Below are 12,839 nucleotides of genomic sequence, written 5' to 3' on the forward strand. Positions count from 1 at the left end.
GGCCTCGCCCCGTGTTGAGCGCGCTCAAGGAATACATTGAGCCAACCGGCCCCGTTCCGGCTTGTGCTGCGTCAAACTGGCCAAGTCACATCCGCTGCCACGGGGGAACGATGCTGCGCCGACTATCCAATCATGTCCTTGCCTTGCTTCTTCCGCTGCCGGCGGCGCTGGCGCTGTGCGTCCTCCTCTCCGGCTGCCGCCTGCGCGAGGCCGGGCAGGAAGACCTCGTCATCCCCGAGCTGGTGCGCACCCACCTGTATGTCGCCCCGTCCGGCTCGGACAGCAATCCCGGCACCCGCGACGAACCCTTCCGCACGCTCACGCGCGCCGCGCAGGCCGCCACGCCGGGCACCACGGTGCATGTCGCACCTGGCACCTATTTCGGCGGCATCCGCACCAATACCCATGGCACGGCGGAGGCGCGCATCGTGTTCCAGTCCACCGAGCGCTGGGGCGCGCGGCTGGTCCCGCCGCTCGATTCGCGCCGGCCGGCGGCCTGGGACAACCGCGCCAACTACCTCGACATCGTCGGCTTCGAGATCGACGGCAACCAGTACCAGAGCGGCATGAAATGGCTGAGCGGCATCTACAACGCCGCCTCGCACAACGGCGTCCATCACAACCGCATCCACCACATCGGCAACGACGTGCCCTGCGAAACCAAGGGCGGCGCCGGCATCGGCATCGACAGCTATTACAAGGGCAACGACGCCGAGGTGGTGGGCAACCAGGTGCACGATATCGGCCCGCCGGAATGCCGCACCATGCACGGCATCTATATCAGTACCCGCGCGAGCGTGCGCGACAACATCATCTACCGCGCCTCGGGCAGCGGCATCCACCTGTGGCATGACGCCACCAATGTCAGCATCCGCGGCAATACCGTGGTGGCCTCCGGGTCGGGCATCGTGGTCGGCGGCGGCGACTACTATCACGGCAAGGGGCCGAACGACAATACGCACACGATCAACAACATCGTGGTCGACAATGGCCAGGGCGTCGTGGAACAGGGCGAGACCGGCCCAAATGTCAGCTACCGCAACAACCTGGTCTACCAGAATGGCGGCAGCGACTGGAAGCTGCCGGCTGGCCGGGAGCACGTCGGCACGATCAGCGCCGGGCCCCTGTTCGTCGACTACACCCGAGGGGGTGCCGAGCCGGACTTCCGGCTGCAGCCCGGGTCGCCGGCGATCGGCAAGGGGATGGCGGCAGGCCCGCCCCCCGAAACGGCCGGGGCCCGGCCAAGGCGCCCGACCGACATCGGCGCCGTTCCCTACACGCCGCCGGAGCTGGCCAGCCCGATGTCGACCGCTACCGAGTAGTCAGAGGATTTCCTTGACCAGCTCGTACGGCCGGCACAGGCGCGTCCCCTTCGGCGTCACCACGAAGGGCCGGTTCAGCAGGACAGGATGGGCCGCCATCGCATCGAGCAGCGCCTCGTCGCCCGTGCCCGGCGCGTCGAGCCCGAGCTCGGCAAATGCGGCTTCCTTGCTCCGGATCGCCTCGCGCACCGGCAAGCCGACGGCGGCGATCAGCTCGCGCAACTGCTCGCGCGACAGCGGGGTCGCCAGGTAGTCCACCACCTGTGGTTCGTGTCCCGCTTCGCGGATCGCCGCCAGTGCGTTGCGCGAGGTGCCGCAGCGCGCGTTATGGTAAATCGTGATGTCCATCTGCTGTTTGCCCATGGCTGTTCAATATGAGTGGGTGGTGGCTTGCCATTTTTTCCAGCGGCATGATAACCACAGCTCATGGCGTGCACCAGCTTTTTTGCTTGTTGCCCTCCCCGCCGCACTATAGAATTCGTCGCTTATTTTTCTGCAGTAACATTGATTGTAGAAAAATAGCCTTTCGTATAGCGACGGAGATTCGATGAGCGATTACATGCTGCGCGCCGCAGACCTTCCCACCTGGAGCCAGCGGCTCGCGTTGCGCCTGCTGAACCTGGCTGGCTGGAACCTGCGTTTCAAACCGCTGCCGGGGCCGCATGGCATCGCCGTGGTCTACCCGCACACCTCGAACTGGGATTTCCCGGTTGGCCTGCTCGGCAAATGGGCCATTGGCCTGAAGTTCCGCTGGGTTGCCAAGGATTCGCTATTCCGCGGCCCGATGGGCGCGATTATGCGTTACTGGGGCGGTATCGCCGTCGACCGGCGCGCCTCGATGGGCGCCACCCGCCAGTTGACCGACACCATGCTGAAATCTGAATGGTGCTGGATCGGGATCACCCCCGAAGGCACGCGCAGCTACCGCCCGCACTGGAAGAGCGGCTTCTACCACCTCGCCACGATGGCCAAGGTGCCCCTGCTGCTGGTGTATATCGATTACCGCACCAAGGTGCTCAGCGTGGTGGATACGCTCGACCTGACCGGCGACACCGGGCAGGACATGGCAGCCATCGCCGCCATCTACCAGGACCGCCAGGCCCTGTATCCGGACAAGGCCGCGCCCATCAAGCTCGCGCCTCCGCGCGACGCCTCGGAACCGCAGCGCCGCCGCGCCTGACAGCACCCGGCAGCGCGGCCGGCTGCCTGCACGTCCCTTGGCGCGACCGGGGCACCGCTCAGAAGCGCACCCCAACTGCCACCGAGGCCGTATCGCGGTCGGCGGCCTGGTGGTAATCCCCGCCCCAGGTCGGCTGGTAGCCCAGCTCCGCCAGGTAGCGCTCGCGATATTCGAAACGCAGCGCCATGCTGACCGACTTGCGTCCTTCATTGAGCAGCAGGTCGCCCGACCAGCCCTTGACGTCGTGGACGAACAGCACGCTGGCGCTGGTGACCAGCTGCGGCGCCATGGCAGGCAGCCGGGCATCGGCCCGCAACCGGTAACCCCAGGAATTCGGCGTGGCATAGCCGCGCAGGCTGCACTGGCGCGCCGCATCGCCCGTATGCACCGAGCAGGCACCAAAGACCGCACCGGCCCCAAAAATGTCGGCCCGCCCATAGCGCATGACCGACGGCTCGGGCAAGCCGCGCGCATGTTTGCCGACTGCCTCGACGCTGGCCACCACCGCCATGCCGGCCAGCGTCCATTGGCCGCGCACGCCGAACTGCGCCTGCCACATCGCATACAGGTCGAAGCCGCGGAACAGCCCACCCGGCGGCACCGCATTGGCGCGCGCGCGCAGCAGCGAGGGCGCAGTCGCGCTCAGGAAAGGCGGCATCACGTCGCCCGGCGCCAGCATGAAGGGCACGCCGTCGCGGTAGGACAGTTCGCCGTACAGCGTTGCAGGGCCCCGTTTGTGGGACAGGGTCGCGGCGCTGATGCGCAGCCCTTCGGGATATTCGGAGTAATAAGCCTGGTTGCGGCCGTCCGGGTCGCCGGCAATCAGCGCCGGCCCATTTGGCCGGGTCGAGCGCCGCAGCCCGGGCATGGCCATGCGCCCGTTATAGCGGGCGTGGTACAGGCCGAACTCGGTGCCGGCCAGGCCGTCCGGTCGCCAGGTGAACCCTGCGCCGAATTCCTTGGCCTCGGGTTTCGGGGTCGGCAGCCGCTTCTTGAACGAACCCACCACCAGCCGCGAACGGTCGCTCACCACGGGCTGGCCCGACATGATGATGTCGCAGCCATCCACGATGTAGTCGCTCATCGACCATATGGTGCCGCATTGGTCGAGCGCGGCTGGCCGGAAGGCGGTCTGGTAATAGGCTTCGATGGCCAGGTTGGGTGTGGGTTGGACGCGGCCGAACAGCATCGGCCGCGGCACCACGGTTTCAAGGGCGACCGGACCGGCGCGGTGCTGGCCGGGCATGTCGCGCGGATCGAGCGCTTCCAGCCCGCCGGGCGTGAGCGACTGGCTGCCCCAGCCCAGCGTCTGCTGGCCAAGGCGCAGCACCACGGGCGTTCCGCCTGGGATGAACCTGCGCTCCACCCAGGCGTCGAGCAGGGCAACACCGGAAAAGCGCGAGAGGCGCGGCGCGCCGCTGTCCGACAGGGGCGCTCCCGCCGCATACCGGTTCGGGACATTGCCCCAGGGCCGGCCGTCATGCGACAAGCCGCGATCGTGCCAGGCTTTCACGCGCACCAGCCCGGCCCAGTCGCCCTCCTGCGCCGAGACCTCGAGCACCGCCTTGACCATGCGCGATACCGCGTCGCCCTTCGCGTAATTGGTGCTGGCGTCGTCCGCATTACCGCCGCTGCCATAGCCCGGAAGGCCGAGGGTGGCGGCGTTGACGCCGGTGAGGAGCTGCGGGTCGCGGTCCTGCACCCGATAGATATTGCCCGCCATGAGGCGGCCACTGGCCGTGATCCCGGCTGCCAGTGACGGAGCAGCGGCCGCCGCGGCAAGCGCCACGGCAATCGCTGTCCGGAGAATGGCGACACCGGTCGCCGCGGTCGCTTCTCGGGTCATCCCTACCCTTTTTTTTTAGTACGTCGTGTGCGCCGTGCGGCTGTCAGCTCGCCGCATCGTCAATACGCATCGAAGGAATCCTAGAGGCGGGGATGATTCCGGTCAACAAAAGAATGCGCGATCAGCGCGTTTTATGCCGCCGGAATAGGCGTTTCCAGAACACGATTTCGAACAGGATACCGCCCACAATCAACAGTACCGCGTCGTCGCGCAGGCCGAAGAACCACAGGGTGGCGGCGGCGGCGAGAAAGGCCAGGGTCAGCAGGTGGTGGCGCATCGTAGTCTCCGGTAAGTACAGGAACATTATCAGGCAGGAATTAGAACAGCCTTAGCAGGCAAGCTCATCCCACGCCATTGCTGCGCTCAGGAACAAGCGTCCGTTCAAGGCCTGCAGCAGGCTGCTCTGCTTGAGGCGATCCATTACCGGCCCCTTGACCTCGGCCAGGTGCAGCAGCACGCCACGCTGGCTCAGCGAGGTATTCAGTTCGCCCAGCCCGAACAGCGCCGAGGTATCGATCGAGTTCACCGCCGACAGCACCAGTACCAGGTGGCGCGTGCCGGCATGCGCCTTCAGCTCGTCCTCGATGCGCTCGTTCACCGCTTCGACGTTCCCGAAGAACAGGCCGGCATCCACGCGCAGCATCAGCAGGCCCGGTGCGGTCTCGGTTGAATAACGGTCGACGTTGCGGAAATGCTCGCTGCCGGCAATCCGCCCCAGCACCGCGATGTGCGGGCGGCTGGCGCGCCAGATCAGGGCGCCCATCGAGAGCGCCACGCCCACAACCACGCCGGCCTCGACGCCGAGCACCAGCACCCCGGCGGCAGTCGCCAGCAGCGCGGCCGCGTCGGCGCGGTCATAGCGCCAGGCCGTGTGGAGTAGCGAGAGGTCGAGCATGCCAAGTACCGCGACGATGATGGTCGCCGCCAACGCAGGAAGCGGCAGCAGTGCCAGCCAGCCGGTCGGCGCCACCAGCGCCAGCGCCAGCAGCGCTGCGGTAATGATGCTCGCCAGCTGGCTGTTGGCGCCGGCCGCGAAATTCACCGCCGAGCGCGAGATGCTGCCGGTGACCGGAAAGCCACCCGACAGCGCGCTGCCGATGTTGGCCGCGCCCAGTCCCACCAGTTCGCGGTTGCTGCCCAGCTTTTCGCCGCGCTTGAGCGCCAGCGCCTGGGCGCCCGACATGCTGATCAGGAAAACCATGAAGCCGACCAGCAGCGCCGGCTGCAGCAAGGGCTGCCAGTGCGCGCTTGACGTTGCCAAGTTCAGGCCGGGCAGCCCCGCCGGCACTGCGCCCGTGGTGGCCACGCCGCGTGCATCGAGCCCCATGGCGGCGACCAGGATCGTGGCGCCGATCACGACCACCATCGGCGCCAGCTTGCTGCCGATGTCGGCGGCGACCGGCGACAGTCCGGTGCGGCGCAGGGTCCCGGCCATCCAGCTGCGCGCCCACAGCAGCAGCGCCAGCGCGCCCAGGCCCATCGCGGCGCTCGGCCAGTGCACCGCAGGCGGCATGCCGCCCAGCAGCGGACGCACCTGTCCCCAGGCGATCAGGATCGCCGAGCCGATGGTGAAGCCGCTCATCACGGGACGGGAAAAGAAGTTGGCGACGAAGCCGATGCGCAGCAGGCCGCAGGCCAGCAATACCGCGCCTGACAGCAAGGCCAGCTGCGCGGCCAGCACGCCGTACAGCGCGCTGCCGGGGAGCGCCAGCGGCGCCAGCGCGGATGCCACCATGAGCGAAGTGATCGCCATCGGCCCGACCGATTGCGTGCTGCTGGTGCCGAACAGCGCATACAGCAGCGGCGGCACGATGCTCGCGTAGATGCCGGCCACCGGCGGCAGTCCGGCCACCAGCGCATAGGCCATGCCCTGCGGGATCATCATCATCGCCACGACGATGCCGGCGCTGATGTCGCCGGGCAGCATGGCGCGCCGGTAGTGCTGCAACCAGGAGAGCATGGGTATTGCCTGAAAGAAAAGCCGCTAGCCTACCACAGGGCCAGCCGGCGATGAGCGCCTTACTGCATGGCCAGTTCGACGCAGTTGCGCCCCGCCCGCTTGGCGCGCGCCAGCGCCGCATTCACCCGCACCGCCAGCGAATCGCCCGATTCGGTTTCGCCCAACTGGGCCACGCCGAGGCTGACCGTGACGTGGTCGCAGCCGGGGATCTCGGCCGCTTCGATCGCGGCGCGCAGCTTCTCGGCCATCTTGAGGCCGTCGATCGCGCTGGTATGGGGCGCGATCACCTGGAATTCCTCGCCGCCCGAGCGCACCAGCACGTCGCTCGAACGCAGCAGGCTGCGCGCGGTATCGGCCACCACCCGCAAGGCCATGTCGCCCACCGGATGGCCGAAGCTGTCGTTGATGGCGCGGAAACGGTCGATGTCGAAGGCGATCAGGGCCAGCGGCAGGCGGTAGCGGCGCGCGCGCTTGATCTCCTGTTCCATCAGGTATTCGCCATGGCGCCGGTTGGCCACGTTGGTCAATGCGTCGGTGGTTGCCAGGTGGGTTACCCGCCCCAGCAGCTCTTCGCTTTCGCGCATCAGGTCCGCCATGCGCAGGCCGAAGGCGGCCAGCTGCGCCAGGTCGTCGCAGGCCGTGAGCTGGGCGCGCGAGAACGGCCGCGCGTGATCGAAGAGCAGGCACAGGGCGCCGCGCGGCGCGCCGGGGCCGGGCGCCGGGATCGGCAGCCCGAGCACCATCTGCACGCCCTGCTCGCGCAATACCGCGGCCAGGGCCGGCTCGCCGGCTTTGTCGAGCGCGTCGAGCAGGGCCGCCTCGCCGCTGCTTGCTGCCAGCAGTCCAGGGAAGGCATGGCGCAGCGGCGACTGCAGCAGGCGCTCGCGGCGCTGCAGGACGGCGGCCAGGTCCAGGCCCGGTTTGCCGTGCTGGGCATCGAGGCGCAGGTCGCCGCCTTCGTGCAGCCCGAATACTGCCGCATGCACCAGGCCTGGCCAGCGCAACAATGCCGCGCACAGGCGCTCGGCAAAGCGGATGCCGTCGTCGGCCTCTTGCAGCGCCGCCTGCGCTTCGGTGCGCACCGCCAGCAGGGCTGCCAGTTCGGCTTCTGCCGCGGTCGGCTCGAGCGGCGCCTCAAATCCTGCCTGCAGGCGTGCTTCGACCTGCCGCCGGGTCTCGTCCGCCGGAAGCGGGCCGATGACATAGTCCAGTGGCCCGTGCTGCATCAGCGCCGGCAGCCAGCGCGCATTCGTGAATGGGCACAGGACCAGTACCGGCGCCCCATTGCGGGAAGCGACGAGCTCGCCCAGCGCTGGCAGGTCGATGCCCAGCTCGAAGCGTTCCAGGTCGAGCACCAGCACCGCGCTTGGTCCCTGCGCCAGCATGGCGGCGGCCTGCTCGGCGCCATCGGCCACGCGCAGGCCGTCGAACAGGGCAGCACAGGCATGCTGGAAATCCGCACGGCGCTGGCCGACCGGATTGACGTACAGGCCGGTTGGAGGGACGGGCGCGCTTTCCTGCTGAGACATCGTTTTCTCCCTGATAATTGTTACAGAACGCTGGCAAGTTTGCCATAAAGCCACCCGGCCCGATAGCGGATTTGTCCGTGAATGTACGTGAGCGCACGGTCGCCACAGGCTCCGGGCCCCGATACTCATGCGGTTGATTGAACGTTCATGGGAGCATGTGATGGCAAATCAGGACGAAGCGGGGAACAAAGCGGCAAACAAAGTGGCGGACAAGCAGAAAACGATCCAGCAGCAGCAGGACCAGAAGGACGCCAAGACTCAGAAGCAGGAAAGCGACGAGGCCGTGCAGACCGGTGTCGACCAGCCGGCCCCGCCATTCCCCCAGCAGCACCTTGCCAAACCCGGCATCGAAGCCGAGATGGAGCTGAAACCGAAGTTCATGGCCGAGCAGTACAAGGGCAGCGGCAAGCTCGAAGGCCAGGCCGCAATTGTCACCGGCGCCGACTCGGGCATCGGCCGCGCGGTCGCCGTGCTGTTCGCGCGCGAAGGCGCCGACGTCGCGGTGATGTACCTGAACGAGCACGAAGACGCCGAAGAGACCAAACGCTGCATCGAGGCCGAGGGCCGGCGCTGCATTACCATCCCCGGCGACGTCAAGGACCCGGCCTTCTGCAAAGACGCGGTGGCCAAGGTCGTGGCCGGGTTCGGGCGCCTGGACGTGCTGGTGAATAACGCCGCCTTCCAGGAGCATGCCGGCTCGCTGCTCGACATCACCGACGAGCGCCTGGACGAGACCTTCCGCACCAATATCTACGGATACTTCCACATGGCGCGCGCCGCCCTGCCGCACCTGAAGCGCGGGGCCGCGATCGTCAATACCGGCTCGGTGACCGGCCTGAAAGGCTCGGGCAAGCTGCTCGACTATTCGAGCACCAAGGGCGCGATCCACGCCTTCACCATGTCGCTGGCGGCCAGCCTGATCGAACAGGGCATCCGCGTGAATGCGGTGGCCCCGGGCCCGGTATGGACGCCGCTGAACCCGGCCGACCAATCGCCCGACAAGATCAAGGAGTTCGGCGCCAGCACCACCTACAAGCGCCCGGCCCAGCCGGAAGAACTCTCGCCGGCCTATGTGTTCCTGGCCTCCAGCGTGTGCTCGGGCTATATCACGGGCATCGTCCTGCCGGTCACCGGCGTGGTCGGCGAGTAGCGCGAAAAAAACCAATAAGGAGAACCGCTATGCCGCGCAGCATGTGGAAAGGTGCGATCAGCTTCGGGCTGGTGCACATCCCCGTCGACATGTACCCCGCCGTCGCCAACAAGGGCCTCGACCTCACCATGCTCGACCGCCGCGATTTCTCGCCGGTGGGTTTCAAGCGCTACAACAAGGGCAACAACAAGGAAGTCTCCTGGGACGACATCGTCAAGGGCTACGAATACTCCAGCGGCGAGTATGTGGTGCTGTCCGACGAAGACCTGCGGCGCGCCAATCCGGAAGCAACCCAGAGCATCGACATCGTCGGCTTCGTCGACGCCGAGGACGTCTCGCTCCTGTATTTCGAGCAGCCCTATTACCTCGCGCCCGGCAAGGGCGGCGACAAGGTCTACGCCCTGCTGCGCGAAACCCTGCGCAAGGCCGGCAAGATCGGCATCGCGCGCGTCGTCATCCGCGTCAAGCAGCACCTGTGCGCGCTGGTCTGCGTGGGCGACACCATTGTCCTCAACACCCTGCGCTATGCCGACGAGATCCGCGATTCGGGCGAGCTCAAGATCCCGTCCGCGGGCGACAAGAAGGCCGCCGTCACCGACAAGGAACTCAAGATGGCAATGGCCCTGGTGCAGGGCATGGCGGAGGACTGGGACCCGGAGGAATACCACGACACCTACCGCGAAGACATCATGGCGCTGATCGAAATGAAGGTGAAGGCGCACCAGACCAAGACCATCACCATGCCCGAGCCGGGCGAGAAGAAGCGCGAGACCGGCAAGGTCATCGACCTGGTGTCGCTGCTGCAGGCCAGCCTGGGCAAGAAGCCCTCGAAGGCCGCCGCGGACGATGACGACGAACCGCCGCCGCCAAAGAAGCGCAAGGCGCCCGCCGAAGACGACGACGAGGAAGAGGCGCCGGCCCCGCGCGCACGCAAGACGCCCGGCCACAGCATCGACCGGGTCGCGGCCAGCGGCGCCGCACCCAAGCGTTCGAGTGCGAAAGTGGCCGCCAAGCCGGCAGCAAAAAAGACGGCCGCCAAGTCGGCCGGCGCACCATCGACGGCGCCCGCGCGCCGCAAGAAGGCAGCCTGACGGATGGATGAATTCATCGACTTCCTCCAATGGCCGGCAATGCTGGTCACCCTGTTTGCTGCCTACCTGATCGGCTCCCAGCGCGCCGAGCGCCGCGTGTTCGGCTTCTGCATGTTCATCCTCAGTAACCTGCTGTGGATCGCCTGGGGCTGGCACGACGAAGCCTGGGCGCTGATCGCGCTGCAGGTGGCCCTGATGGTGACCAACGTGCGCGGCATCTTCAAGAACGAGTCCTGAAGCGCCAGCCCGCCTGGACGAAACCCGGGGTACCCGGCGCTTCGCTACCAAGAGTGCGACACCGGCGCCGGCGCTATGGTAGAGTTTGCTCGACCGTAGCGCCGGCTGCTTCACCTGCCGGTTTCATGGCTGCTGCTCCCGCGGCGCAGGGCCAGGTGAGCCTTCGCCAACCGCCTGCACGCAGGTCCGGCACCGGGCAAGCAGCCAGGCGTGCAATCCAGCCGTTCCTCCACACTAGATGAGGTTCCCATGCGCATGTTAGGTCCAGCTATCCTTGCCCTCCTGATGGCCTTGCCCTTGCCCGGCCGCTCCGCTCCGATCACCTATACCGTCGAGGGCGTCCTTGGCCTACCGTGGGATCCGCTCACACCGGAGGCGCTGGCGCCCTACTATTCTCCCGGCACCGTGGTCAGGGGCAATTTCACGCTCGACGACGAGGTCGGCTTGACCCGCTTCCCGGATGCGAACTGGTTTTTTGGCGCCTTCAGCGGCGAGTTCGCGTTCGGCAGCAACCTGGTCAAGGCCAGAAACAGCTTCGCCGCCAATACCGTGCTGCCTTACGGGACAGAACTGACGATGCTCGGCGGCAACCGCTGGAATACCGGCGGCGTGGTCGAGGAAAGCCTGCAGATACCGGGCCTCACCCTGGCCGGCGTCCAGCTGCGGTTTTCGCGGCCGGAGATCCTGCCGCTCGATACGCCGGTCCGGGAGCTGCTCGCTTCGGCTACACCGGAAAGCGGCAGCTTCGCCCTGGTGTATTCGGATGGGACCGATGCAAGCCTCGTCACCTGGTGGCAAGTGACGCAACTGCGCGCCGTGGAATCGGAGATTCCCGAGCCCGGGTCGGGCATGCTGGTCGCCACCGGCGTCCTGCTGGTCGCCGCCCGCCGGCGCCGCGCGCCGTCCCGCTAAACGGGCAGTTCCGGGAAAGGAAGGCGGACGGCAAGCGTGCGTTGCCTTCCGCCAGCATGGAGGATACTTGGCACATCGACAAGCTCTCCCGTATGCCATGACCGCCAATCCCATGCCCTTCCTCGTCCTCACCCGCGCAGGTTTCGACGATATTTCCCAGCGGGTCGACCTGGGCCGCGCTACCCTCTTCCTCAACCCCGGCCTGGTGTCGGAAGACGACATCGCGCGCCTGCGCGAAAGCGGCGCCGCCGTGCACGTCATGGGCACCGCAGTCGATCCCCTCAAGCCGCAGGAAGTCCAGCAGGCGCTGCTCCTGACGCGCAAGGAAGCCGGCAGCGTCTGGGTCGAGCGCGGCGCGCCACGCGCCGGCATTCCGGTGGCGACAGGCCAGCGCGCGCAGGACGACATCGTCCCCGAGACACCGCTGCGCCACCGCCTGGCGCGCACCGCCGGCGCCTTCGCTTCCAATGCATGGCGCCTGCTGCGCCGGCCCGAATCCGGACGCGCGCTGATGGCCGTGCCCTACCTGGGCTTCGGCAACGCCAACCGCATCTGGCTCAAGGGCCGGCTGCTCGACGAATATGCCTTCCGCGAACAGTCTGGCGAGGATAGCGGCTGGAACAACCTGGTCGCGCTCTACCAGCGCCTCGAATCCGACGAAGTCGCCGACTCGCGCGTGCTGGCGCATTTCGGCGGAACGACCCATGAAGCGACGACTGACCGGGGCGGCTATTTTTCCTTCGATATCACCGTCGGCGCCCCCCTGGCCGGCGGCCGGCACCGGGTCGAACTCGAATTCCCCGACAATGCCCAGCCCGACGGCCGGCCGCTGCGCGCCGTGGCCGACGTGATCGTGCCGGCGGAAACCGCGCGCTTCGGCATCATCAGCGACATCGACGACACGGTCCTGTGGACCAACGTCACCAACAAACTGAACATGGCGCTGATGCTGGCGCGGACCAACTCGCACACCCGCAAACCTTTCAAGGGCGTTGCCGCCTTCTACCGCGCGCTGGGCGACGGCGTGGGCGGGGCCGAGAACAACCCGCTGTTCTACGTGTCGAGCAGCCCCTGGCATTTGTACGGGCCCCTGGTCCACTTCCTGAAGCTGCAGGGCATCCCGGTCGGCCCGCTGATGCTGCGCGAACTGAGCGTGCGCCACGTGCTCAAGCTCAATGAGCACGGCAACCACAAGCTCGAACAGATCGAGCGCATCCTGGATTTTTATCCGGACATGCAATTCGTGCTGGTCGGCGACAGCGGCGAACAGGATCCCGAGATTTATACCGAAGTGGTGCGGCGCCATCCGAAGGCGGTGCGCATGATCTACATCCGCAACGTCAATCCGGATCCGTCGCGGATCGATGCGCTGGACAAGCTGATCGACGAGGTCAGTACCACGGGCACGCAGCTGATCCTGTCGCCGGACAGCGTGTTCGCGGCGTCGCACGCGGCGGCGGAGGGGCTGATCGCGGTGGATCGCTTGCCGTCGGTGCGCTCGGACATGCGGCAGGATGAGACGGCGAAGGCGGTGGCGACCGGGGTGGCTGCGGGTGGCGTAGAAGATACGAGTACCGTGAACGAACCCTAATCACTGCCAGAGGACGCGCTA

12 protein-coding genes are annotated in these 12,839 nt (G+C 67.1%); 7 read left to right on the top strand and 5 right to left on the bottom strand.

The genetic code is table 11. The features are described 5' to 3' along the window. Positions 1-143 precede the first annotated feature (143 nt). The gene (locus HGB41_RS09670; RefSeq protein ID WP_229422959.1) at positions 144-1,322 is read left to right on the top strand and encodes a right-handed parallel beta-helix repeat-containing protein; all 1,179 of its coding nucleotides are present in this window, start codon (positions 144-146) and stop codon (positions 1,320-1,322) included. Here HGB41_RS09670 and arsC read toward each other — a convergent pair whose 3' ends face one another. Next, positions 1,323-1,685: an arsenate reductase (glutaredoxin) gene (gene arsC, locus HGB41_RS09675; RefSeq protein ID WP_308788929.1), complete on the bottom strand. Its 363-nt coding sequence runs from the start codon at positions 1,683-1,685 to the stop codon at positions 1,323-1,325. It abuts the gene before it with no gap. Positions 1,686-1,869: 184 nt separating this feature from the next. Here arsC and HGB41_RS09680 point away from each other — a divergent pair, with 184 nt between their 5' ends. Next, complete coding sequence (locus HGB41_RS09680; protein ID WP_171083694.1) at positions 1,870-2,502, top strand: 1-acyl-sn-glycerol-3-phosphate acyltransferase; 633 nt, start codon at positions 1,870-1,872, stop codon at positions 2,500-2,502. 58 nt (positions 2,503-2,560) lie between these two features. Here HGB41_RS09680 and HGB41_RS09685 read toward each other — a convergent pair whose 3' ends face one another. From HGB41_RS09685 to HGB41_RS09700, 4 genes are all read right to left on the bottom strand, one after another. Next, positions 2,561-4,348: a DUF1302 domain-containing protein gene (locus tag HGB41_RS09685; protein WP_171083696.1), complete on the bottom strand. Its 1,788-nt coding sequence runs from the start codon at positions 4,346-4,348 to the stop codon at positions 2,561-2,563. Positions 4,349-4,469: 121 nt separating this feature from the next. Then, complete coding sequence (locus tag HGB41_RS09690) at positions 4,470-4,625, bottom strand: hypothetical protein (protein WP_171083698.1); 156 nt, start codon at positions 4,623-4,625, stop codon at positions 4,470-4,472. A gap of 51 nt (positions 4,626-4,676) precedes the next feature. Continuing rightward, a complete protein-coding gene (locus tag HGB41_RS09695) occupies positions 4,677-6,308 on the bottom strand; it encodes a SulP family inorganic anion transporter (protein ID WP_171083701.1) in 1,632 nt (543 codons plus the stop codon). Positions 6,309-6,367: 59 nt separating this feature from the next. Then, positions 6,368-7,837 carry a GGDEF domain-containing protein gene (locus tag HGB41_RS09700; protein WP_171083703.1) on the bottom strand — a complete coding sequence of 490 codons (1,470 nt, stop codon included), beginning with the start codon at positions 7,835-7,837 and terminating at the stop codon, positions 6,368-6,370. Positions 7,838-7,997: 160 nt separating this feature from the next. Between HGB41_RS09700 and HGB41_RS09705 the strand changes: the two genes are divergently transcribed. The 5 genes from HGB41_RS09705 (at position 7,998) to HGB41_RS09725 (ending at position 12,818) form a co-directional block, all read left to right on the top strand. Beyond that, positions 7,998-8,987 carry an SDR family oxidoreductase gene (locus HGB41_RS09705; protein ID WP_171083705.1) on the top strand — a complete coding sequence of 330 codons (990 nt, stop codon included), beginning with the start codon at positions 7,998-8,000 and terminating at the stop codon, positions 8,985-8,987. Between the two features lie 29 nt (positions 8,988-9,016). Further along, a complete protein-coding gene (gene ku / locus HGB41_RS09710; protein ID WP_171083706.1) occupies positions 9,017-10,078 on the top strand; it encodes a non-homologous end joining protein Ku in 1,062 nt (353 codons plus the stop codon). 3 nt (positions 10,079-10,081) lie between these two features. Next, positions 10,082-10,315, top strand: a complete 234-nt coding sequence (locus tag HGB41_RS09715; RefSeq protein WP_171083707.1) for a hypothetical protein — start codon at positions 10,082-10,084, stop codon at positions 10,313-10,315. A gap of 249 nt (positions 10,316-10,564) precedes the next feature. Then, on the top strand, positions 10,565-11,227 hold the full coding sequence (locus HGB41_RS09720; RefSeq protein ID WP_171083709.1) for a PEP-CTERM sorting domain-containing protein: 663 nt from the start codon (positions 10,565-10,567) through the stop codon (positions 11,225-11,227). Positions 11,228-11,324: 97 nt separating this feature from the next. Then, a complete protein-coding gene (locus HGB41_RS09725) occupies positions 11,325-12,818 on the top strand; it encodes an App1 family protein phosphatidate phosphatase (RefSeq protein ID WP_171083711.1) in 1,494 nt (497 codons plus the stop codon). Positions 12,819-12,839 lie beyond the last annotated feature (21 nt).

Origin of the sequence: Telluria aromaticivorans, assembly GCF_013003915.1 — a bacterium.
GTDB lineage: Bacteria > Pseudomonadota > Gammaproteobacteria > Burkholderiales > Burkholderiaceae_D > Telluria > Telluria aromaticivorans.